This window comes from Pseudolysinimonas kribbensis (assembly GCF_039531715.1).
Classification (GTDB): domain Bacteria; phylum Actinomycetota; class Actinomycetes; order Actinomycetales; family Microbacteriaceae; genus Pseudolysinimonas; species Pseudolysinimonas kribbensis.
Genome location: NZ_BAAAQO010000003.1, coordinates 418699 through 440324 on the forward strand (window position 1 = coordinate 418699; position 21626 = coordinate 440324).

The 21626-nt window shown below is 71.3% G+C and carries 19 protein-coding genes; 11 read left to right on the forward strand and 8 right to left on the reverse strand.

The window, feature by feature from the left end:
* Positions 1-99: 99 nt before the first annotated feature.
* The gene (locus ABD285_RS08585; RefSeq protein WP_284252931.1) at positions 100-1821 is read left to right on the forward strand and encodes a DUF8094 domain-containing protein; all 1722 of its coding nucleotides are present in this window, start codon (positions 100-102) and stop codon (positions 1819-1821) included.
* 19 nt (positions 1822-1840) lie between these two features.
* Positions 1841-2773: a co-chaperone YbbN gene (locus tag ABD285_RS08590; protein WP_284252929.1), complete on the forward strand. Its 933-nt coding sequence runs from the start codon at positions 1841-1843 to the stop codon at positions 2771-2773.
* 8 nt (positions 2774-2781) lie between these two features.
* Here the strand turns inward: ABD285_RS08590 and glgB are convergent, their stop codons facing one another.
* Positions 2782-5001: a 1,4-alpha-glucan branching protein GlgB gene (glgB, locus tag ABD285_RS08595; protein ID WP_284252928.1), complete on the reverse strand. Its 2220-nt coding sequence runs from the start codon at positions 4999-5001 to the stop codon at positions 2782-2784.
* Positions 4998-6989 carry an alpha-1,4-glucan--maltose-1-phosphate maltosyltransferase gene (locus ABD285_RS08600; RefSeq protein WP_425564987.1) on the reverse strand — a complete coding sequence of 664 codons (1992 nt, stop codon included), beginning with the start codon at positions 6987-6989 and terminating at the stop codon, positions 4998-5000. The genes glgB and ABD285_RS08600 overlap by 4 nt, the downstream gene beginning before the upstream one ends.
* Positions 6990-7108: 119 nt before the next feature.
* Here ABD285_RS08600 and glgP point away from each other — a divergent pair, with 119 nt between their 5' ends.
* Both glgP and ABD285_RS08610 read left to right on the forward strand, forming a co-directional pair.
* The gene (gene glgP / locus ABD285_RS08605; protein WP_344201951.1) at positions 7109-9652 is read left to right on the forward strand and encodes an alpha-glucan family phosphorylase; all 2544 of its coding nucleotides are present in this window, start codon (positions 7109-7111) and stop codon (positions 9650-9652) included.
* 104 nt (positions 9653-9756) lie between these two features.
* The gene (locus ABD285_RS08610) at positions 9757-10401 is read left to right on the forward strand and encodes an NADPH-dependent F420 reductase (RefSeq protein ID WP_284252926.1); all 645 of its coding nucleotides are present in this window, start codon (positions 9757-9759) and stop codon (positions 10399-10401) included.
* Here ABD285_RS08610 and ybaK read toward each other — a convergent pair.
* Together ybaK and ABD285_RS08620 are read right to left on the reverse strand one after the other, a co-directional pair.
* Entirely contained in the window at positions 10398-10877 is a 480-nt protein-coding gene (gene ybaK / locus ABD285_RS08615; RefSeq protein WP_344201955.1) for a Cys-tRNA(Pro) deacylase, read from the reverse strand. The genes ABD285_RS08610 and ybaK overlap by 4 nt on opposite strands.
* Positions 10874-11485: a DUF2510 domain-containing protein gene (locus tag ABD285_RS08620; RefSeq protein WP_284252925.1), complete on the reverse strand. Its 612-nt coding sequence runs from the start codon at positions 11483-11485 to the stop codon at positions 10874-10876. The genes ybaK and ABD285_RS08620 overlap by 4 nt, the downstream gene beginning before the upstream one ends.
* Positions 11486-11562: 77 nt before the next feature.
* Between ABD285_RS08620 and ABD285_RS08625 the strand changes: the two genes are divergently transcribed.
* From ABD285_RS08625 to ABD285_RS08645, 5 genes are all read left to right on the forward strand, one after another.
* A complete protein-coding gene (locus ABD285_RS08625) occupies positions 11563-13086 on the forward strand; it encodes a putative T7SS-secreted protein (RefSeq protein ID WP_344201958.1) in 1524 nt (507 codons plus the stop codon).
* The gene (locus ABD285_RS08630) at positions 13083-13496 is read left to right on the forward strand and encodes a hypothetical protein (protein WP_344201961.1); all 414 of its coding nucleotides are present in this window, start codon (positions 13083-13085) and stop codon (positions 13494-13496) included. The genes ABD285_RS08625 and ABD285_RS08630 overlap by 4 nt, the downstream gene beginning before the upstream one ends.
* The gene (locus ABD285_RS08635) at positions 13477-13815 is read left to right on the forward strand and encodes a hypothetical protein (protein WP_344201964.1); all 339 of its coding nucleotides are present in this window, start codon (positions 13477-13479) and stop codon (positions 13813-13815) included. Before ABD285_RS08630 ends, ABD285_RS08635 begins: the two co-directional genes overlap by 20 nt.
* Positions 13816-13910: 95 nt before the next feature.
* Positions 13911-14246 (forward strand): hypothetical protein, encoded by a 336-nt coding sequence (locus ABD285_RS08640; protein ID WP_284252919.1) that lies wholly within the window; start codon positions 13911-13913, stop codon positions 14244-14246.
* Complete coding sequence (locus ABD285_RS08645; RefSeq protein ID WP_284252917.1) at positions 14243-14794, forward strand: RNA 2'-phosphotransferase; 552 nt, start codon at positions 14243-14245, stop codon at positions 14792-14794. Before ABD285_RS08640 ends, ABD285_RS08645 begins: the two co-directional genes overlap by 4 nt.
* 5 nt (positions 14795-14799) lie before the next feature.
* On the opposite strand, the gene glgX is transcribed toward ABD285_RS08645, so the two are convergent.
* Positions 14800-16845 (reverse strand): glycogen debranching protein GlgX, encoded by a 2046-nt coding sequence (glgX, locus tag ABD285_RS08650; RefSeq protein WP_284252915.1) that lies wholly within the window; start codon positions 16843-16845, stop codon positions 14800-14802.
* A 33-nt stretch (positions 16846-16878) separates the two neighbouring features.
* On the opposite strand from glgX, the gene ABD285_RS08655 reads away from it, so the two are divergent.
* Positions 16879-18072 carry a cysteine desulfurase family protein gene (locus ABD285_RS08655; RefSeq protein WP_344201969.1) on the forward strand — a complete coding sequence of 398 codons (1194 nt, stop codon included), beginning with the start codon at positions 16879-16881 and terminating at the stop codon, positions 18070-18072.
* Positions 18073-18084: 12 nt separating this feature from the next.
* Here ABD285_RS08655 and ABD285_RS08660 read toward each other — a convergent pair whose 3' ends face one another.
* A complete protein-coding gene (locus ABD285_RS08660; protein ID WP_284252913.1) occupies positions 18085-18459 on the reverse strand; it encodes a cupin domain-containing protein in 375 nt (124 codons plus the stop codon).
* A gap of 95 nt (positions 18460-18554) precedes the next feature.
* Here ABD285_RS08660 and mnmA point away from each other — a divergent pair, with 95 nt between their 5' ends.
* On the forward strand, positions 18555-19664 hold the full coding sequence (gene mnmA, locus ABD285_RS08665; protein WP_344201972.1) for a tRNA 2-thiouridine(34) synthase MnmA: 1110 nt from the start codon (positions 18555-18557) through the stop codon (positions 19662-19664).
* Here mnmA and ABD285_RS08670 read toward each other — a convergent pair.
* Positions 19661-20632: an IS481 family transposase gene (locus ABD285_RS08670; RefSeq protein ID WP_284252911.1), complete on the reverse strand. Its 972-nt coding sequence runs from the start codon at positions 20630-20632 to the stop codon at positions 19661-19663. The genes mnmA and ABD285_RS08670 overlap by 4 nt on opposite strands.
* A 111-nt stretch (positions 20633-20743) precedes the next feature.
* Positions 20744-21586: a LysR substrate-binding domain-containing protein gene (locus ABD285_RS08675; RefSeq protein WP_284255584.1), complete on the reverse strand. Its 843-nt coding sequence runs from the start codon at positions 21584-21586 to the stop codon at positions 20744-20746.
* Positions 21587-21626 lie beyond the last annotated feature (40 nt).

Consider the following 21626-nt stretch of genomic DNA (forward strand, 5'->3'; position numbering starts at 1 on the left):
CCTGCCCCGCGTGCCCTTGGGCGGGTTACCGGCCGGCCCGAACGGCCCCGGACGGGTCGCGTCAATGCGTGAACCCGGCAGCACGAGAGGAGCTCCTACGTGCGATTCGTGATCGCGATCGTTCTCTTCGTGGTCGCCGCCGCCACGGTCGGCTACGGCCTCGCCCAGCGCACCTTCCTGGCCGGGCCCTCGTCGGTCACCCATGAGGTGACCGTCCGTGGCGACGCGCCGCTGACCCTCGTCGAGCCGGCGAGCCTGCACGCCCATCCGGGAACCCAGACGGTCACGATCGCGGGCAGCAAGACCGTCTTTCTCGCGGCGGGCCGCCGGAACGACGTGCGGGCATGGATCGGCACGACGTCGTTCGCCGACGTCGGCTGGAGCGCGAAGCGGCTCGCGTTCACCCAGCAGAGCGTGACCGGTCAGCATCGGACGGCTCCGTCGCCCGCGGGGTCGGACCTCTGGGTCCAGGAGTCGACCGGGTCGACCGAGATCACCCGCAAGATCGATGCCCCGAGCGATGTCGCGCTGCTCGTCGCCTCCAACGGCAAGAGCGCGGCGCCCGCCAGGATCAGCATCACCTGGCCGCTCGACAACTCGGCCCCGTGGTCGACGCCCCTGGTGATCGGCGGGATCGGCGTGCTGCTGCTCGGCCTGCTCGCGTTCATCTGGGCACTCGTCCACGCTCGCCGCCGCCGCGGACCCCGCCGCAAGACCCCGCGGACGCCGCGCAACCCGCGCCCGCCCCAGCTGCGCCGCGGGGCCGATCGGAAGGCGATCGAAGCGCCCCAGCGCGGCCGTCGCCGCAGCGCGGCCCTGGGGCTCGTCGCGGCCGGCGCCGCGTCGCTGCTGCTCGCCGGCTGCACGAGCGCCGTCACGCCGGCGGTCACGGCCAGCCCGACCCCGGTGGGACCCAAGCTGCAGCCCACCGCCGTCACCGGACCGCAGCTGGACCACATCCTGGATCGCGCCGAGCACACCGTGGCGGACGCCGACAGCGCGCGCGACGCCACCCTGCTCGCGACCCGGATGGACGGGCCCGCGCTCGCCCTGCGCTCCGCGAACTACACGATCCGCGGCGCCAGTGCCGACACCCCGGCGCTCCCGGCGCTGCCGACCGGCAAGGTCTCGATCGCGCTGCCGCAGCAGACGAAGACCTGGCCGCGCGCCGTGTTCGCGGTCGTGGAGAGCGCGACCGATGCGAAAGCGGCCCCGGTCGGCATGATGCTTGTGCAGAACTCGCCGCGCGAGAACTACAAGATCACCTACGCGACCACGCTGGAGCTCGACGTGCCCGCCGTGGCGCCCGCGACGGTCGGGGCCCAGCGTCAGGCGGCCGACAACAAGATCGGCATCCTGCGACCCGATCAGCTCGCCGAGGCGTACGGCGACACACTGATCAACGGCGACAAGAGCAAGTACGCCGACGACTTCCAGGCCACCGGCGACAAGCTCGCGGCGGCGATCGGCGCCGCCTACAAGGCCAGCAAGAAGTCGAGCCTGCCGGCGACCGCGACCATCGTCTACACCAACACGGCGGGCTCCGGTGACACGGTTGCGTTCGGCACGAACGACTCCGGCCAGATCGTCGCGGTGGAGGATCACGACATCGAGACGGTCAAGCCGACGGAGACGGGCGCGGCCGTGAACCCGTCGGGCCAGGTGAAGACGCTCTCCGGCAAGTCGCAGTCCCTCAAGGGCATCACCGCGACCTACGGGCTGCAACTGCTGTTCTACGTGCCGCCGGTGAGCGCCAAGGGCAAGAAGATCCAGCTGCTCGGATTCGCCCAGGGGCTCATCGCCGCGAGCGAGGTGCCCTGATCGTGTCAGGATCGATCGCGTGAGCAACGTCCCTCCCGGTCCGAACCTGCGCGGGGCTGTCGACCTGTCCGCGCTCGTGCGTCGTGCGAACGCCCCCGCCCCGGAGCCCGGAGCAGCACCGGCGGACGGTGCGGCATCCGATGAGCTCGTCTTCGAAGCGGGCGACGCCTCGTTCCAGCGCGTCGTCGACCTCTCGGCCCGCGTGCCGGTCGTCGTCGAGTTCTATGCGGCGGGACTCCAGCCCGCCCTGAGCGGGCTCGTGCGGTCCTACGGCGGCCGCCTCGCGCTCGCGACGGTCGACGGCTCCGTGAACCCGCAACTCGCCCAGGCGTTCCAGGTCCGCGAGGTGCCGGCGGTCGCCGCCGTGGTCGCCGGTCGACCCGTGAATCTGTTCCTCGGCATGCCCGCGGAACCCGAGGTGCGGCAGGTCCTCGACGAGCTGCTTCAGCTCGCGGCGCAGAACGGCGTGACCGGCGTGCTGAGCCCGGCCGCCGACGCCGATCCCGACGCCCCGGCGCCGGAACCGGTCGAGGAGCCGTTGCCGCCCCACCATCAGGAGGCGTTCGACGCCATCTCGCGCGGCGACTACGCGACCGCCCTCGCGGAGTACGAGGCGGCCATCGCGCAGAATCCGCGTGACGAGCTCGCCGTCGCGGGGCTGGCTCAGGCCTCCCTGCTGCAGCGCCTGGACGGGGTGGATGCCGCCCTCGTGCGGTCGGCGGCCGCCGACCGCGGCGGCGACGTCGATGCCCAGCTCGCCGTCGCCGACCTCGACGTGAGCGGCGGTCACCTCGACGACGCGTTCGACCGGCTCCTGGACCTGTTCCCGGCGCTGCCGCAGGATGGCAAGGATGTCGTGCGCCGTCGGCTCCTGCAGTACTTCGAGATCGCGGGCGCCGAGGATCCGCGCGTGGTGGCGGCGCGCCGTCGGCTGACGACGCTGCTGTACTGACGCCCGCGTCAGGCCCGCTTCAGCCAGAGGGCCGCGAGCGGCGGCAGCGTGAGCTCCACCGACGCCGGGCGTCCGCCCCAGGGAACGTCTTCGACGTCGACGCCGCCGAGGTTGCCGACCCCGGAGCCGCCGAACTCAGCCGCGTCGGTGTTGAGGATCTCGTCCCACCGGCCGGCCGACGGCATCCCGACCCGGTACGGGCCCACCGGCGCGCCGCTGAAGTTGATGAGGCACGCGACCTCGTCGCCGGATGCCGAGCGCCGCAGGAAGGCGAGCACGTCGTTCTGCGGGTCGCTCGCGACGAACTCGAACCCGGCGTCGGAGAAATCGCGCTCCCAGAGCGCCGGCTGCTCGCGGTAGATCCGGTTGAGCTGCCCGACGAGCCGCAGCAGCCCCTGGTGCGCCGGCTGGTCGAGGATCCACCAGTCGAGCCCGCGCTGCTCGCTCCACTCGGAGGGCTGGCCGAACTCCGACCCCATGAACAGCAGCTGCTTGCCCGGATGCGCCCACATGTAGGCGAGGTACGCGCGCACGTTGGCGAGCTTCTGCCACTGGTCGCCCGGCATCTTGCCGAGCAGCGAGCCCTTGCCGTGCACGACCTCGTCGTGGCTGATCGGCAGCAGGAAGCTCTCACTGAACGCGTACACGAACGAGAAGGTCAGCTCGCTCTGGTGGTGGGAGCGCCACATCGGGTCCTCGTGCATGTACTGCAGCGAGTCGTGCATCCAGCCCATGTTCCACTTGAGCCCGAAGCCGAGGCCGCCCTGGTCGGTGGGCTTGGTCACGCCCGGCCACGAGGTCGACTCCTCGGCGATCATCATGATGCCGGGATTGCGCTTGTACGCCGTCGCGTTCGCCTCCTGCAGGAAGCTGATCGCCTCCAGGTTCTCGCGCCCGCCGTACCGGTTGGGCACCCACTGCCCCTCGGCGCGGGAGTAGTCGAGGTAGAGCATCGAGGCGACCGCGTCGACCCGGAGTCCGTCGATGTGGAACTCCTCGAGCCAGAACAGCGCGTTGGCGACGAGGAAGTTGCGCACCTGCGAGTCGCCGAAGTTGAAGACGTGCGTGCCCCAGTCGGGCTGGTCGCCGAGCCGCGGGTCGGAGTGCTCGTACAGCGGCTCGCCGTCGAACCGGGCGAGCGCCCACTCGTCCTTGGGGAAGTGCCCCGGCACCCAGTCCATGATCACGCCGTAGCCGGCGACGTGCAGCCGGTCGATGAGGTACCTGAGGTCGTCCGGATGCCCGAACCGGCTGGTCGGCGCGTAGTACCCCGTCACCTGGTAGCCCCACGATCCGCCGAACGGGTGCTCGGCCAGCGGCAGGAACTCGACGTGGGTGAACCCGGTCTGCGCGAGGTACTCGATGAGCTCGTCGGCGGCCTCCCGGTAGCCGAGCCCGGGGCGCCAGGAGCCCAGGTGGATCTCGTAGACGCTGATCGGCCCGGCGTGCGGGTCGCTCGCGGCCCGCTTCGCCATCCACGCCGCGTCCGACCAGGTGAAACCCGACACCTCGATCTTGGAGCCGGTCTGCGGCGGCGTCTCGGTGAAGCGCGCCATGGGGTCGGCGCGGGTCACCCACCGGCCGTCGGCCGTGAGCAGCTCGAACTTGTAGATGCCGCCCGGCTCGAGCCCCGGCACGAAGAGCTCCCACACGCCGTTCTCGTCGAGCCGGCGCATGGCGTGCCGGGTGCCGTCCCAGCCGTTGACGTCGCCGACGACGCGTACCGCCTGGGCGTGCGGCGCCCACACCGAGAACGCCGTGCCGTCGATCCCCTCGTGCGGGCGGTGGTGGGCGCCGAGCGCCTGCCACAGCTGCTCGTGCCGTCCCTGCGCGAAGAGGAAGAGGTCCATCTCGCCGAACGTCGGCACGAAGCGGTAGGGGTCGTCGGCGGTCCATTCCGGGCCGTCGGCGTACGTCGCCTCGACCCGGTAGGCCTGGCCGGAACCGGGGAGGAGGCCGTGCCAGAGGCCGTCCTGCACGTGCTCGAGCGCCACTCGCGTGCCGTCGGCCCGCACGATCGTGACCGATGCGGCGAGCGGCCGGACGACGCGCACGACGAAGCCGCCCGTCGGGTCGGCGGAGTCGAGCGGGTGCTGTCCGAGCGCGTCGTGCGGGCGCGGGTGCCGGCCCTGCACGAGCGCCGCGATGTGGTCCGGATGCAGGGCGGGCAGCGCGGGCGCGGCGGCATTCCCGTCCTGCGGGGCGGCATCCCCGCGCTGCGCGGTCATCGGCGCACCTCCAGGATGTGCACGGGCTCGGCGAACGCGTCGAGCCGCACGTAGTCGGTGTCGCTCCAGATCCAGTCGGCGCCGCTGACCTCGTCGTGCACGCCGAAGCGCTCGCCGGGAGCCAGGCCGAGCGCCGCGAGGTCGAGGTGCACGATCGTCTCGCGCACCGAGTGCGGGTCGGTGTTGGCCACCACGATCACGGTGTCGGGCGCCCCGGACCCGGTGAAGCGCCCGTCGAGGTGCTTGGAGTACACGAGCACGGCGTCGTCGTCGCTGCGGTGCACGGTCAGCCCTCGCAGCTGCGCGAGCGCCGGATGCCGGCGCCGCACGTCGTTGAGCATGCTCAGGTAGGGCGCGAGCGTGCGTCCGCTCGCGGCCGCCCCGGCCCAGTCGCGGGGCCGGTACTCGTACTTCTCGTTGTCGATGTTCTCCTCGCTGCCGGGGCGGGCGACGTCCTCGAACAGCTCGAAGCCCGAGTAGACGCCCCACAGCGGGGCGGCGGTCGCGGCGATCGCCGCGCGGATCTTGTAGGCCGGCACGCCCCCGAACTGCAGGTACTCGGTGAGGATGTCGGGGGTGTTCACGAACAGGTTGGGCCGCAGGTAGTCGGCGTCCTCGCCCGAGATCTCCTGCAGGAACTCCTCGAGCTCCGTCCGGGTGTTGCGCCAGGCGAAGTACGAGTACGACTGCTGGAACCCGGCGCCCGCGAGCGCGTGCAGCATCGGCGGACGGGTGAACGCCTCGGCGAGGAAGACGGCATCCGGATGCGCGTCGCCGATGTCGCCGAGAAGCCACTCCCAGAAGTCGAGCGGCTTGGTGTGCGGGTTGTCGACGCGGAAGATCCGCACGCCGCGCTCGATCCACAGCTCGACGATCCGCCGCACCTCGGCCCGGATGCCCTCGGGGTCGCGGTCGAAGTTGAGCGGGTAGATGTCCTGGTACTTCTTGGGCGGGTTCTCGGCGTACGCGATCGTGCCGTCGGGGCGCTGCGTGAACCACTCCGGATGCTCGGTCACCCAGGGGTGGTCGGGCGAGCACTGCAGCGCCAGGTCGATGGCGACCTCCAGCCCGGTGCGCTCGGCCTCCTTGAGGAACGCCTGGAAGTCGGCGAGCGTGCCGAGGTCGGGATGGATCGCGTCGTGACCGCCCTCGGCCGCCCCGATGGCCCACGGGCTGCCCGGATCGTCGGGTCCGGCCTCGGGGGAGTTGTTCGGCCCCTTGCGGAACGTTCGCCCGATCGGGTGGATCGGCGGCAGGTAGACGACGTCGAACCCCATCGCCGCGATCGCCGGCAGGCGCTTCGCCGCCGTGCGGAACGTGCCGCTGACCCATCGCCCGGCGCGCGGGCCGGACTTCGGGCGCTTCGCGCCCTCCGAGCGCGGGAAGAACTCGTACCAGGCGCCGACCCCGGCCGCGCGTCGCTCGACACGCAGCTCGAGCGGCGGCGTCACGGTGTCGAGGCTGACGATCGGGTCGGCCGCGATCGCCGCCTCGAGGCGGGGGTCGTGCGCGACCGAGAGACGGGCGGCGGGGGTGAGCTTGGCATCCGAGAGAGCGTCGCGCGCCTGCACCTGCAGCCGGCCGCCGGGCCGGCCGAGCAGCTGCGCGCCCATCGCGAGCACGAGCTCCACGTCCTGCCCCGCCGGGATCTTGATGTCGGCGTCGTGCAGCCAGCTCGCCCAGTCGTCGCTCGCCGCGTGCACCTGGTAGCGCCAGGATCCGGCGGTGTCGATCCGCACCTCGACGCCCCAGCGGTCCAGCCCCGGCTCGAGCTCGGTCATGCGGTGCCGCGTCTCCGCGCCCGACGGGTCGGTCAGCACGAGCTCGACGAACAACAGCCCGTGCCCCTCGCGGAAGACGGTCGCCGCGAACGGCACGACCTCGCCGACGACCGCCTTCGCGGGCCAGCGCGCCTCGGGCTGGAGCGGGCGGAAGTCGCGGATCGGGATCCGACCGATCCGCGGGGGACGTGCAACGCGGGTCGCCACGTTCCGACGCTAGCGGGTCGGCGTGTCGCGGCGAGGCGGCACGGAGGATGCGTCCAGGTGCTGCTCGGGTAGGCGGGCGTGTCATCCGGCCGCCTCGGGAGTGACCTAACGTGGACCCGGTGAAAGCCATCCGACGATTCACCGTCCGCACCGTGCTGCCGGAGGCTCTCGGCGCTCTGGACGAGCTCGCGACCAATCTGCGCTGGTCATGGCACGGGCCGACGCAGGACCTCTTCCGCGACGTGGCGCCGCAGGTCTGGGACGCGCAGGGTCAGGACCCGATCGGCATGCTCGGCGCCGTTCCACCGGATCGGCTCGAGGAGCTCGCGGCCGACGAGGGCTTCGTCGGACGCGCCAACGCCCTGCGCGACGACCTGCACGCCTACATCCGCGAGCCGCGCTGGTACCAGTCGCTCGGCGATGACACCCCGAAGACCATCGCCTACTTCTCGCCCGAGTTCGGGATCGCCGCGGCGCTCCCGCAGTATTCGGGCGGTCTCGGCATCCTGGCCGGCGATCACCTGAAGGCGGCCTCGGATCTCGGCGTGCCGATCATCGGCGTCGGGCTGTTCTACCGCGCCGGCTACTTCCGCCAGGCCATCTCGCGCGACGGCTGGCAGGAGGAGAGCTACCCCGTGCTCGACCCGGACGGCCTGCCGATGCGCGTGCTGCGGCATCCGGACGGCACCGCCGCCCAGGTGGAGCTGGCTCTGCCGGACGACCGCACGCTCACCGCGCGCATCTGGCAGCTCGAGGTGGGCCGGGTCTGCCTGCTGCTGCTCGATACCGACGTGCAGGAGAACGACGACGAGCTGCGCGGGGTCACCGACCGGCTGTACGGCGGCGGCGGGGAGCACCGGCTGCTGCAGGAGCTGCTGCTCGGGATCGGCGGCGCCCGCGCGGTCAAGACCTTCACCCGGCTGCAGGGCATCCCCGCGGCCGAGGTGTTCCACACCAACGAGGGGCACGCCGGGTTCCTCGGCCTCGAGCGCATCAGCGACCTGGTCGGCGACGGCCTGAGCTTCGCCGAGGCGCTTCAGGCAGTGCGCGCCGGCACGATCTTCACGACCCACACTCCCGTGCCGGCGGGCATCGACCGCTTCGACGCGGCGCTCGTCGAGCGCTACTTCGACACCGGCCTGCTGCCCGGGCTCGAGGTGGCCGATGTGCTGGCGCTCGGCGCCGAGCCGGAGTCCATGAGCCCAGGCGCTGAGGGCGGCACGCCCGGCACCTTCAACATGGCGGTCATGGGCCTGCGACTGGCGCAGCGCGCGAACGGCGTGTCGAAGCTGCACGGCGCGGTGAGCCGGCACATGTTCGGCGCGCTCTGGCCGGGGTTCGATGCGGACGACGTGCCGATCACCTCCATCACCAACGGCGTGCACGCACCGACCTGGACCGATCCGCGGATGTGGCGCCTGCGCGGCGACTACAGCGAGGGCGCGGTCAGCGACGCCGATCTGTGGGCGCTGCGCTCGCGGCTGCGGGCGCAACTCGTGGAGGACGCCCGCCGGCGCGAGGCCGCCGCATGGTCGGAGGAGAACCCCGGCCTCTCGACGCCGACCTGGATCCAGCGGCTGCTCGACCCGGATGTGCTCACGATCGGCTTCGCGCGGCGGGTGCCGACCTACAAGCGGCTCACGCTCATGCTCACCGACCCGGAGCGGCTGCGGAGGCTGCTCACCGATCCCGACCGCCCCGTGCAGCTCGTGATCGCCGGCAAGTCGCATCCGGCCGACGACGAGGGCAAGCGCCTCATCCAGCGCCTCGTCGAGTTCTCGATGGAGAGCGACGTGCGCGGGCGCATGGTCTTCCTGCCGAACTACGACATCGGGATGGCGCAACTGCTCTACCCCGGAACGGACGTCTGGCTGAACAATCCACTGCGCCCCCTCGAGGCATGCGGCACCTCCGGCATGAAGGCGGCGCTCAACGGGTCGCTGAACCTCTCGATCCTCGACGGCTGGTGGGCCGAGTACTTCGATGATGAGAACGGCTGGGCGATTCCGTCGGCCGACAGCGCGGGGGATGCCGCGGAGCGCGACGCGCTCGAGGCTGCGTCGCTGTACGACCTCATCGAGCACCAGATCGCGCCGCGCTTCTACGACCGCGGCCCGGACGGCGTGCCGACGCGCTGGGTCGCCGGCATCCGGCACACCCTGCAGACGCTCACGCCCGCGCTCTCGGCGGATCGCATGGTCACCGAGTACGTGGAGCGGCTGTATCTGCCGGCGTCACGGGCCCAGGCGGCGATCTCGGCATCCGGCTACACGCCAGCCAGGGAGCTCGCGGCCTGGAAGCAGCGGGTCACCGCGGCGTGGCCGCAGGTGCACGTGACGCACGTCGAGTCCGGAGGGGTCGACGCGACCCCGCAGGTGGGGGAGCAGCTGCACGTGCGCGCCTATGTGGCGCTGGGCGAGCTCACGCCCGGCGACGTGTCGGTCGAGCTGGTCTCGGGGCATGCGCGGGAGGACGACGATCTCGCCGGGGTGCGGCACCTGCCGCTCGCGTTCGAGACGATGTCCGACGGCGCGAGCGTCTACGCCGGGTCGATCACGCTCGAGCGCCCGGGCGCCTTCGGCTACACCGTGCGCGTGGTGCCGACCCACCCGCTTCTCGCGTCTCCCGCGGAGCTCGGCCTCATCGCGACCCCGGCGGCCTGACTCGCGAATGACTACTTTTTGCCGCGACGGAGGGTGAGACGCCGCCCCTTTTGGTCATTCGCGGACGGAATGCCGGGGGCGTCGCCCTTGTTGTATGCGAAGACATGAAGATCGGGATTCTGGGCGCCGGGAAGGCCGGCACGTCGATCGCCCGCGCGGCGATCGCGGCGGGGGACGAGGTCGCCATCGCGGCGTCGGGGGACGCCGAGCGCATCCGGCTCATCGTCGAGGTGCTCGTGCCGGGTGCGGTGCCCACCACGGCCGCCGAGGCCGTGCGCGACGCGGATCTCGTCGTGCTCGCGGTGCCGATGCACAAGTTCCGTGCTGTGGACCCCGCGCTGCTCGCCGGCAAGATCGTCATCGACGTCATGAACTACTGGGAGCCGATCGACGGCCGCATCGACGAGCTCGCCGACGCCCCGTACGGCACGAGCGTGCTCGTGCAGCGCGCATTCCCGGGTGCCCGGGTCGTCAAGAGCCTCAATCACCTCGGCTACCACGAGCTCGAGGAGGACGCCCGCCCGGCCGGTGCTGCGGACCGCCGCGCCGTCGCGGCCGCGTCGGACGACGATGCCGCCCTGGCGACCGTGCTCGCGTTCGTGGATCGCATCGGCTTCGATCCGGTGGATGCCGGCCCGCTCGCCCGCGGCATCCTGCTCGAACCCGGCTCCCCGCTCTTCGGTGCTCCGCACGACCGAGCGGCCTTCGAGGCCGTGCTCGACGCGCACGCGGAGGCGCTGGTCGCCTAGCTCCGGCGCATCGAGATGTCGGCGAGGACCGCGGAGGTGACGCCCGCGAGGTCGCCCGGCGCCAGCTCCACATCGAACCCGCGCCGACCGCCGCTCACGAAGACGGTCTCCCACAGTTCGGCCGTCTCGTCGAGCACCGTGGGCGCGGCGGTCTTCTGGCCGATCGGGCTGATGCCGCCGACGACGTAGCCCGTGCGCCGCTGGGCGAGCGCCGGGTCGGCCATCGCGGCGCGCTTGCCGCCCACGGCGACGGCGAGCGCCTTGAGGTCGAGCATGGTGGTGACCGGCACGATCCCGACCACGAGCGAGCCATCGACCTCGGCGAGGAGCGTCTTGAAGACGCGCTCGGGCTCGACCCCGAGCGCCGCCGCGGCCTCGAGCCCGAAGCTCGCGGCGGCGGGATCGTGCGCGTACTCGTGCTCCGAGAACCGGATGCCCGCGGCGCGGAGTGCGACCGTCGCGGGCGTGCCGCTCACGAGAGGGTGCTGTCGTAGCTGCCGAACTCCGGGTTGTTCACCAGGAACGAGATGCCCACGATGAAGAGGGCCACGATCACGACGAAGAGCGCGTACCCGCAGATGGTGCCGGCGAGCGCCATGCCCCACCGGTGACCGGGAAGTCCCTGCCGACGCATCTTCGACGCGCGTGCGAGCGCCACGGTCGAGATGATGCCGCCGGCGAGGCTCGTCAGTCCTCCGAAGCTGAACAGGAGCCCGCCGAGCGCGACGACGAGACCGACTACGGCGAGGGTGTTGGCGGGCTGCGCGGGCGTGTAGGCCGGGGCTGCATAGCCCGGGGCGGCGTAACCCGAGGCGCCGTCGCCCTGCGCGCCGTACCCGGCGGCGGCCGGCGACGCGTACGGGGAGACCGTGGCGCTCTGCGTGGGAACGGGTGCCGTTCCTGCGAGCGACGCGCCCGGTGCGGCGAACGCGTTCGGGTCGGCGGCCGGCGCCGGTGGCGCGACCGGCGGGACGGTCGACGGTCGACGGTGATCGGTCCATCCGGTGCCGTCCCACCACCGCTCGGCGGCCGCGTTCTCCGGGTCGGGATACCAGCCGGCGACGGGCTGCGAGCTGTCGGTCATCGGCTCGATGGTATCCGGCGCGTGGGGCGGTGGGGATAACTCGGGACGTCCGCCGGCCGCGATGCTTGTATCGGCACGTGACGCGCCCGTCGGATTGGTATCTCGTCGACCTCGAGGTCGACCCGACGCCGGGGGATGCGTTCGGCATCCGTCAGGTCGCGCAGCGATACACCGACATCGCGTATGTGGCGGCGAATGCTGCGTCGGTGATGCGGGGGATGCGCAGTTCGCACTCGGCGGAGGCGTGGGTCGGCGAGGCCGGGGACGTGTTCCGGTCCGAGACGGATCGGATGCCGGGGGAGCTCCAGAAGGCGGACGACTCGTATTCGGTGGTCGTGGCGGCGTTGAGTGGGTGGGCGTCGGCGCTGGAGGATGCGCAGGCGCAGGCGGATCGTGGGTTGGCGCTGGCGCGGGAGGCGCACGCGGATCTGCAGTCGGCGAAGTCGGCGTATGACGAGGCGCAGCGGTCGTGGTCGACAGCGCATGCGCAGCAGCTGAGCCAGGAGAAGCTGCAGAAGAAGTACCAGGATGTGCCACCCCCGACCGGCGTGACGATGCCCACTGACGCTCAGCTACGGGCCATGTCGCGCAACGTCACGCAGACCCAGTCGTCGATGGACGCCGCGAGCGCCTCTATCGCGTCGGCGAATGCGCGCATCGAGGCGGCGAAGCGTTTGGTGTTGGAGGCTCAGGCCGCCCGTGATGAGGCGGAGAACATCGCGGTGAAGGCGATCGGCGACGCGAAGGGTCGGGCGGTCAAGCCGTCGTCGGTGTGGGAGGCGATCCAGGATTCCGCGGCATGGCAGGCGATCGTCGTGATTGCCACGGTCGTGCTGACCATCGTCAGTATCGTGGCCATCTTCGTCGGCGGACCGATCGTGTGGGCGATCATCGCCGCGGCAACGGCATTGCTCGTGCTCGATGCGCTCATGTCGATCGCGCAGGGCAAGAACGCCTGGGGTGAGCTCGCGATGCTCGCCATCGGCCTCATCCCGGGCGGCAAGGTCCTCGCACTCATCGGTCTCGCCGCGCATGTGGGCGGTGGGCTGACCGCAGCGGTGGCGCTGGCCGGCGCGGCCGACCGCATCGCTCCCTCCCTCGTGGGTGCAACGCGATCTATCAGGGAGATCACATCAGCTCTTCGCGTCGTCGCTCGCGCCGATGAGGGCAGCGTCGGCCTGCGTCGTGTCGTCGTCTCCTTGGCGCCCCGAGACGTGCGATTCACCCAGAAGACGGTTTTCTTCGAGAAGATTCGAGGTGGAAGGGTCTATACGTTCGAGGACATCGTGAAGAGTATGAAGACCGATGGCTGGGTTGGGAAACCTGTCGACGCGGTACGGATGCCCGATGGAGCCATCAGTTCTGTCGACAACACAAGGGTGCTGGCAGCACATCACTCGGGGGTTCCGATACAGGCGCGTGTTCACGAGTTCGCTGATCCGCTCCCGCCGCAGCAGCTCGTTCGGCTCGGCCGTCTGGACGGATCTGCACCGACGTGGGGAGATTTCGCGACCTCCCGGATCGAGCGACAGGGACCGACGTGGGCAGGGCAGAATCCGTTCGGAAGCTTCGATCTCCCGCGATTGACAGGACAGCCATGACCAGCGACTCGGCCGGCGCCGTACGCTGGCGGTCGGTCTTGGCAGCCGCTCCCTCCGGGTTCGCCCCGCCCGACTCCTTTCGCGAGGTCGTGCTCGGCGGGCTGCCTCAGATTTCTCCCCTGATATGGCTCGTCGAGGTCGACGGACTCCTCGAGGGGTGGAGCTCCGTCCTATCCGAACAGTACCCAGGACGTCGCCTGGTCCCGTTCGCGAAGAACAGCCTGACGGATGACGTCTTCTGCTGGGATATCGGGGAGCGCCACGATGACCCGACGGTCCACATGATCCACGCCTTCACGGACGCCGGATGGGAGGAGCGCGGGCACTGGCAGGACTTCGACGAATGGCTCTCTGATGCGCTCAGCGTGCACCGGAGATGGGATGGTCGAGATGACGCGTTCGATGCCTGACTCGCGCGACATCGTCGAGAGCATGCGCCGCGAAGGATGGGTGGGGCCGCCTGCTCTGGTGGTGAGAATGCCGGACGGTGGGATGACGACTCTGGACAACGCGCGCCTGGCCGCCGCCGTCGATGCCGGCATCGAGATCGTGGCCGAGGTCCACGAGTATCACGAAGCACTTCCCCCGGCGCAACATCTGCGCTTCGCCGATCGATGGCACGGAACCCCTCAGACCTGGGGCGAGGCTGTGACCAATCGCGTCGCGTCGCAGGGCGCGAGCTGGGCCGCGCAGCATCCGCAGGGCGACCCGCGCGACGGTCGCCGATGATCCCGCCGAGGCTGGTGCAGACCCGGCGCGGACAGTGGGCGCAGCTCAGGCATCGGAAGGTCCTCGCAGGGCGATCGCCGACCTTCGGCGCGCTCATGCGACGTCCACTCGAGGATCTGCAGCCCATCTTCTGGCTGGCGGAGATCCGCGGTGCCGCGATGGCTTGGCAGGAGACGCTCGCGGCCCTCTATCCGGAACGACGGCTCGTTCCCTTCGCGAAGAACGCCGCCAGCGACGATCTCTTCTGCTTCGACCTCGATCGTTCGGACGAGCAGGTGCTCCGCATCCATGCCTATGCAAGCTCCGGTTGGGAGGATCGCGGGTCATGGCCGACGTTCGCGTACTGGCTCTCCTCGGCTCGCGGGTATCACGAGGGGTGGTTGCACGACCGGGTCGGTCTGCTGGATGCGCCGAAGTGGACCTCGACATGAGCGTCGACCTCGTCCGTCTGAGCAAGACGGTCTCGCACGCCCTCCGGCATGAACCGGAGGCGTACGGGATCGCTCTCGATGCGAATGGCTGGGCCGGCGTCGACGAGTTGCTCGCCGCGATCGGTCGCGCCGTGCCGAAGCTGGCTGGTGCCACCGAGGCCGACCTGCGCCAGATCCTCGCGACCAGCGACAAGCAGCGCTTCGAGATCGCCGACGGCCGGGTGCGCGCACGGTACGGCCACTCCCTCGTGCAGCAGATCGAGCATCCGGAGACGGAATCGGTGCCGGCGGTGCTCTATCACGGGACCCCGGTGCAGTCGGCGGAGGTCGTCGCCCGGGACGGGCTGCGCCCCATGGCGCGGCAGCGGGTGCACCTGTCGGGAACCGTCGAGCTCGCCGCCCGCGTCGGTGCTCGTCGAGGGCGCCCCGTGGTGTTCGCGATCGACACCGCTCGCGCCCGAGCGGAGGGCGTCCGGTTCTCGCGCGTCGACGATGATGTCTTCCTCGCCGACCGCATTCCCGGCGCGCTGCGCCGCATCGAGGGCTGAGTCGCCTAGCGCGCGCGAAACAGCAGCATCGACGTCGGCCCGAGCTCCAGCTCGTCGCCCGGCCCGTGCTCGAGCTCGGCGTCGGCGAGGTCGTCGCGTGACGAATCCCACAGCAGCGTGTACCCCGCCACGCCCTCGTGCTCGGGGAGGGTGACGGTCACGGTGGTCTCGAGGCCGTGCACGACGAGCAGGATGCGGTTGAAGTCCTCGAACTCGGGCGTCGAGGCGGCGAGGAACTGCAGCGTCCGCTCGGCCGGCGAGTCCCAGTCCTCCAGCGACATCGACAGGCCCTGCTTGTTGTACCAGTCCATCTGGCTGGCGCTCGGCGTCGTCTCGCCCCAGCGTCCGAAGCGCACCGGCCGCAGCGCCGGGTTCTCGCGCCGCAGCCGCGTCAGCTGCCGCACCACGTCGTGCAGGTCCCGCTGCCAGTCTGCCCGGCCGGACCAGTCGAGCCACGTGAGCTCCGAGTCCTGGCAGTACGCGTTGTTGTTGCCGTTCTGGCTGCGGCCGTACTCGTCGCCGGCCGTGAGCATCGGCACCCCGGCCGAGAGCAGCAGGGTGCCGAGCAGATTCCGGATCGCCTTCCGCCGCGCCGCCAGGATCTCCGGGTCGCCGGTGGGTCCCTCCACGCCGTGGTTGTACGACTTGTTGTCGTTGGTGCCGTCACGATCGTCCTCGCCGTTGCCGAGGTTGTGCTTCTCGTCGTACGCGACGAGGTCGGCAGCGGTGAAGCCGTCGTGCGCGGTGATGAAGTTGACGCTCGCGAGCGGGCCGCGCTCCAGCGCGAAGACGTGGTTGGAGCCGGCGAGGCGGCGCGCGAGCGGGCCGATGCCCTGCGAGGGCAGGCCGTTGTCGCGGGCGGCCGCGACGTCCCGCAGCCAGAAGTTGCGCATCCGGTCGCGGTAGCCGTCGTTCCACTCCGACCACCGCCGCGGGAACGCGCCGACCTGCCAGCCGCCGGGGCCGACGTCCCAGGGCTCGGCGATGAGCTTGACGTCCTGCAGCTCGGGGTCGGCGACGATGGCCTCGAGCAGCGGATGCCGCGGGTCGAAGTCGCCGGCGGCGTCGCGCCCGAGGGTCGCCGCGAGGTCGAACCGGAAGCCGTCGACCTGCACCTCGCGCGCCCAGTAGCGCAGCGAGTCGAGCACGAGGCGCTGGGCGGCGGGGCGCGAGACGTCGAGCGTGTTGCCGCATCCGGTCGTGTCGACGTAGCCGCCGTCGGCGTCGTGCCGGTAGTAGCTCGCGTCGTCGAGGCCGCGCAGGCTCGTGGTCGGGCCGTCGCGGCCCTCCTCGGAGGTGTGGTTGTAGACGACGTCGAGCAGCACCTCGAGGCCGGCCTCGTGCAGCAGCCGCACCATGCCCTTGAACTCGCGCAGCACGCCGCCGGCGCCCTCGGCCTGCGCCGCGCGGCTCGCGTACTGCGCGTGCGGGGTGAAGAAGTTGAGCGTGTTGTAGCCCCAGTAGTTCGTCAGGCCCATCGCGCGCAGCCGCTGCTCGCTCACGTGCTGATGCACGGGCAGCAGTTCGACGGCCGTGACGCCGAGGTCGCACAGGTAGCCGATCGTCGAGGGATGCGCGAGCCCCGCATACGTGCCGCGCAAATGCTCGGGCACGTCGGGGTTGCGCATCGTGAGGCCCCTCACGTGCGCCTCGTAGATCACGGTGTGATCCAGCGCGATGCCGGGCTTGCCCACCCCGCCCCAGTCGAACCCGCCGTCCATCACCTCGCCGCGCCAGCCCGCGGTCGTGCGGCGGAGGCCGCGCGCGTACGGGTCGATCAGGTGGCGGGCGGGGTCGAAGGCGTTCGCCGGGGCGGCGGGACCGTCCGCCCGCACCGAGTACGACGCGCCGGGCACGAGCTCCGCGCTCGTGATGCTCCAGACGTCGTCGGCATCCCGGATCATCGGCGACGACCACACGACCCGGTCGCCGTCTCCCGGGTCGATCACGCACAGTTCGAGGGCGCCGGCGTTCGCACTCCACACCCGCAGCTCGCCGCCGCCGTCGACGGGGCGCACGCCGAGATCCCGGAGCGGATCGGCCGACGGCATGCGCACCAGACTACGGACTCTAGGTTGGGGGGCATGGCGGTCTATCTCGACCACGCGGCCACCTCGCCCATGCCGCCCCAGGTGCTCGCCGCCTACACCGACGCGCTGCGCGTGGTCGGCAACCCGTCGTCGATCCACGGACCCGGCCAGGCGGCGCGCGAACTGCTCGAGTCGGGGCGGGATGCCGTGGCCGCGTCGATCGGCGCGGACCCCGCGGAGATCGTGCTCACCGGCGGCGGCACCGAGGCCGTCAACCTCGCGATCAAGGGGCTCTACTGGGCGCGCGCGCGGGAGCAGCGGATCCTCGTGCCCGAGGCCGAGCACCACGCGACGATCGACTCCGTCGAGTGGCTCGCCGCGCACGAGGGCGCGATGCTCGACTGGATCCCCGTCGACGACCTCGGCCGCATCCGTCTCGACGCGCTCAAGCGGGCGCTCGCCGCGAACCCGGGCGACGTCGCGCTCGTGACGTCGCTGTGGGCCAACAACGAGGTCGGCACGATCCAACCGGTGCGCGAGCTCGCGGCGCTCGCAGCGCGCTACGACGTGCCCGTGCATCTCGACGCGATCGCGGCATACGGGCAGCTGCCGATCGACGTGCACGAGCTCGGGGTGGCGGCGTTGAGCCTCGCCGCGCACAAGATCGGCGGGCCCGTGGGGGTGGGCGCGCTCTATCTCGCGCGCACGGCGACGGTCGAGCCGTTGCTGCACGGCGGCGCCCAGCAGCGCGCGCGTTCCGGCACGCAGGACGCGGCGGGTGCGGCGGCGTTCGGGGTTGCGGCGACGCGGGCGGTGGGTGGCGTCGGCTCGCCGAACCTGGGGGAGCGCGCGGCGCGGATGGCGCGAGTGCGCGACCGGCTGCTCGACGGCATCCGGAGCGCGGTGCCCGACGCGGTGCTGCGCGGGGATCCGGATCCGGCCGGCCGGCTGCCGTCCAATGCGCACCTCACCTTCCCCGGCTGCGACGGCGACAGCCTGCTCTTCCTGCTCGACGTCGCGGGGTTCGCGGTCTCCACCGGTTCGGCCTGCGCCGCGGGGGTGAGCGAGCCGTCGCACGTGCTGCACGCGATGGGGGTGCCCGAGGAGGTCGCTCGCGGAGCACTGCGCTTCACGGTCGGCGACGAGACGACAGAGGCCGACGTCGATGAACTCGTGGCGGCGCTGCCGGATGCCGTGGCCCGGGCGCGGCAGGCGGGGTCGGCATCCCGGGCCCCGACGCGGTTCTGAACGACGCGCGGCTCACTCCAGGTCGTACTGGATGATGCGCGGCGACGCGTGGATGCACACCATCCGCAGGATGCCCGTGCCCGTGTTGCGGAATCCGTGATGCTGCCGCGCCGGCGCGACGACGACGGTGCCCGGGGTCGCGCGCTGCTCGGCGATGTCGGTGTCGGCCTCCTCGCCGAAGCCGTCGCCGAGGCGGAAGGTCACCTCACCCTCGAGCACGATCCAGGTCTCGGAGTAGGGATGCCAGTGCAGCCCCACGCCCTGCCCCGGATCGTCGTCGACGGCGAAGAACGAGGTCCCGGCGTCGAAGTCCGCCCCCTCGAACCGAGCGGTCCGGCTCCGCCGCCCGGCCCCCACGAGATCCGACAGCTGCAGCACATGCGCCATCGCCCCATCCACTCGCGAATGACCGAATTGTGCAAGGGTGCGCGGCCGGGCGCTGCACAAAGTGGTCATTCGCGAGCAGCGCCTACCCTGGTGGGGTGCGGGTTCTTGCGGCGATGAGCGGCGGCGTCGACAGCGCCGTCGCGGCGGCGCGTGCCGTCGAGGCCGGCCACGACGTCGTCGGCGTGCACCTCGCGCTCAGCCGGCAGCCCGGCACGCTCCGGATGGGCGCCCGCGGCTGCTGCACGATCGAGGACTCGATGGACGCGCGCCGTGCCGCGACGCACCTCGGCATCCCGTTCTACGTGTGGGACTTCAGCGAGCGCTTCCAGCTCGACGTCGTCGACGACTTCGTCGCCGAATACGCCGCCGGCCGCACGCCGAACCCCTGCCTGCGCTGCAACGAGCGCATCAAGTTCGCGGCGCTGCTCGAGAAGGCCCTCGCACTCGGCTTCGACGCCGTCGCCACCGGGCACTACGCGTCGATCCTCACCGACGCCGACGGCAACCGCGAGCTGCACCGCGCCGCCGCCTGGGCCAAGGACCAGTCCTACGTGCTCGGCGTGCTCACCGCCGAGCAGCTCGCGCACGCGATGTTCCCGCTCGGCGCCACGCCCTCGAAGGCCGAGGTGCGCGCCGAGGCCGCCGCCCGCGGGCTCACCGTGGCGCAGAAGCCCGACTCGCACGACATCTGCTTCATCCCCGACGGCGACACCCGCGGTTGGCTCGCGGACCGCGTCGGCGCATCGGAGGGCCCGATCCTGGACCAGGCGGGGGAGCGGATCGGAACGCACGCCGGCGCCGCCGCCTTCACCGTGGGGCAGCGCAAGGGCCTCGATCTGCGGATCCCCTCCCCGGACGGCCGCCCGCGCTTCGTGCTCGAGGTGCGCCCGTCGAGCAACGAGGTCGTCGTCGGCCCGCGCGAGGCGCTCGCCGTCGCGGAGCTCGCGGGCCGCCGGGTGAGCTGGGCGGGCATCCCGCCGGTGGATGCCGAGGCCGGCTTCGCGTGCGGCGTGCAGGTGCGCGCGCACGGCGATCCGGTCCCGGCGACCGCCGTGCTGCGCGGCGGGGAGCTGGTCGTGCGCCCGGACGTTCCGCTCGACGGCGTCGCGCCGGGTCAGAGTGCGGTGCTCTACCGCGGCACGCGCGTGCTCGGGCAGTGCACGATCGACCGCACCGTCAGCGCGACCCTCGCGGCCGTCGACTAGCTGTAGTTCCTCGTGAGGTTGTGAACGCGGGCTGCGGGGGTTTGGCCGCCGATTCCGGTGTGGGGTCGGTGGTGATTGTAGAAGTGCAGCCAGCGGTCGTAGTCGGCGGCTCGTGCTTCGTCTGAGGTGTAGGGCTTGGCGTAGGCCCATTCGGTGGCGAGGGTGCGGTTGAACCGCTCGACCTTGCCGTTGGTTTGCGGTCGATAAGGGCGCGTCCGGCGATGCTTGATGTCGCCGAGCGCGGCAGCGAAGGCTCTGGACCGGTAGCAAGAGCCGTTGTCGGTCATCACTGCCTGGACGCGGATGCCGGCGGCGGCGAAGAAAGCGGCGGCTCGGATCCAGAAGCCGGCCGCTGTTTCTTTGCGTTCGTCGGTGTGGATCTCGGAGTAGGCCAGCCGGGAGTGGTCATCGACCGCGTGATGCAAGAACGAATAGCCGCGACCCCCTCGACCGTGCCCGTCGTTGTGTCGCTTGCCCTGCTGTCGACCGACGACTCGATGGCCGCCGCCGTCGGGGATGCGGCCGAGCTTCTTGATATCGACATGGACCAGCTCGCCGGGTGCGACCTTCTCATAACGAGTGAGACGCTCCCGACGAACGGGCAGGCCGGTGCTCTGATCCACGTGATGCAGCAGCGGCATCCGATAGCGCTCGAGCACCCGCCCGACCGTCGATCGGGGAACACCGAGGTGATAGCCGATCCGATGCGGACCCCACCGTCTCGTGAACCTCAAAGCGACGATCCGCCGCTCCAACCGAACCGAACAACGACCCGGCGACCGTCTCGGGCGCGAGCTGCGGTCGGTCATCGGCTGACCCCGCCGATAGCGGACAGCCCATTTCGACGCGGTCGCCGGCGAGCACTGAAACCGTTCCGCAGCACGCCGAGCAGGCCATCCCTGCTCGACGATCAACCGAGCAAGCCGAAGCCTGCCCTCCGGCGTGAAGGGCGCGTTAGCGTGAGTCACGAAGGCCTCCGTTGTGGGACGTGAGTGTGGTAACCCACATCCTCCGCGGAGGCCTTCGCTCACGTCACGCGATCACAACGTCCCGAGGAACTACAACTAGCCGCGCCCCGCTCACGCCGGCGCGCGCACCCCGCGGCCCACGATCGCCGACACGAGCGCCTCGATCGGCTCCCGCGCCGCGCGCGGGTTGTCCAGCAGCGTGAAGTCGACCTCGCCCAGCATCGGCAGGTCGGCCAGCGCCACCAGATCGTCCGGCACCATGTTCTGCGGCAGCACGGCCACTCCGATGCCGGCTCGCGCCGCGGCGAGCGTGCCGGTCGTCTCGCGGACGTTGCACGTGATCCGCCAGCTGCGGCCCGCCGCCTCGAGTGCGGCGATGGCGGCGGTGCGGGAGATCGACGGCGCGGGGTAGGCGATGAGCGGGACCGGCGATCCGGCATCCAGCTGCAGCGCCTTGTGCGCCGCCCAGACCAGTCGTTCGCGGCGTACGAGGCGGCCGTCGGGCAGGTCGGGCTCCTCCTTGATGAAGACGAGGTCGAGCTGTCCGGCCCGCAGGCGCCGGGCGAGGAACGCCGATTGCCCGACGGTCAGCTCGAGGTTGATCTGCGGGTAGAGCTGCCGGAAGTCGCGCAGGATCGGCGGCAGCGTCATCGCGAGGTCGTCCGCGGAGCCGAACCGCAGCCGTCCCCGCATCGCAGAGCCGGTGAAGTAGGCCGCCGCCTCGTCGTGCGCCGCGAGGATGCTGCGGGCGAATCCCAGCATCGCCTCGCCGTTGTCGGTGAGCGCGACCGCGCGCGTGTCGCGCGAGACGAGCTGACGTCCGGCCGCCACCTCGAGCTTGCGCACCTGCTGGCTCACGGTGGGCTGGCTGAGCTCGAGCAGCTCGCCGGCACGGGTGAAGCTCAGCGTCTCCGCGACGGCCACGAAGGTGCGCAGCAGGCCCGGATCGAACACGGCATCCACCTCTTATTCGAGAATCCAATGCGACTTATAG